2 protein-coding genes are annotated in these 759 nt (G+C 64.8%); both read left to right on the top strand.

Annotated elements, in window-relative coordinates; genetic code table 11:
• The first annotated feature begins 120 nt into the window (after nucleotides 1-120).
• Entirely contained in the window at nucleotides 121-372 is a 252-nt protein-coding gene (locus CCN51_RS42980) for a helix-turn-helix domain-containing protein (protein WP_043486850.1), read from the top strand.
• On the top strand, nucleotides 365-739 hold the full coding sequence (locus CCN51_RS54645; RefSeq protein WP_143676080.1) for a hypothetical protein: 375 nt from the start codon (nucleotides 365-367) through the stop codon (nucleotides 737-739). Before CCN51_RS42980 ends, CCN51_RS54645 begins: the two co-directional genes overlap by 8 nt.
• Nucleotides 740-759: the final 20 nt, after the last annotated feature.

Here is a 759-nt window from a genome sequence, read left to right on the forward strand (position 1 = left end):
GGATGTGTATAAGAGACGGGGGGAGCGACGGCCAAAGGGGGCGGGGCGGATGTTGTCGCCGGAGAAGGGAAACCCGAGATACAGGAACACGTGTGGCGTCGTGCGCTGGTGCGCTCTGACATGAAGACCTCAGAGAAGTTGGTCGGCGTCGCGATGGCGTTGTACGCGGACTACGAGACGGGCGAGAACGTGTGCCCGTCGAACGGGACGATTGCCAGGGAACTCGGCTACGGCGGGAAGGCTCCAGAGCAGACGGTCAACAAGATCGTTGGCAGGCTGCGTAGGGCTGGCTGGCTCACGAAGACAGGCAAGGTGCCGGACGGTCCGGTGATCTACCGGCTCACGTTGCCGAAGCAGGGGGGGTATGGCTGAGGAGCCATACAACCTACCTACCTTCAAGAGCGACGGCGGTAGGGGTGAGGAGCCAACAGCGAAGAGCAAGCCGGTAGGCGAAGAGCGGCCCCCGGCAGGGGGGCGACAGGGCGAAGACGAAGAGCTCAAGCAGCCGGCGAAGGTGGGCCGCGTAAGCGGCCCCCAGAAGGAAGACGAAGGGGCTGGCTCCCTTGGGGGGCCTTCGGCCCCCTCCTTCTCCTTCGTAGACGTGGAGACGGTCAAGCAGGAGGAGCGCCGTCGACGCTGGTTTGGAGAGCCATACGCAGCTCCCTCGCCGGTGGACTTCGACTACGACGGCTTGACCGACCGGCTTCAAGAAGCAGGGCACGAGCTGCCGCCCTTCTGATCGGAAGGCAGAAGGCCCCC

Origin of the sequence: Streptomyces milbemycinicus (assembly GCF_002154605.1) — a bacterium.
Classification (GTDB): Bacteria; Actinomycetota; Actinomycetes; order Streptomycetales; family Streptomycetaceae; genus Streptomyces; species Streptomyces milbemycinicus.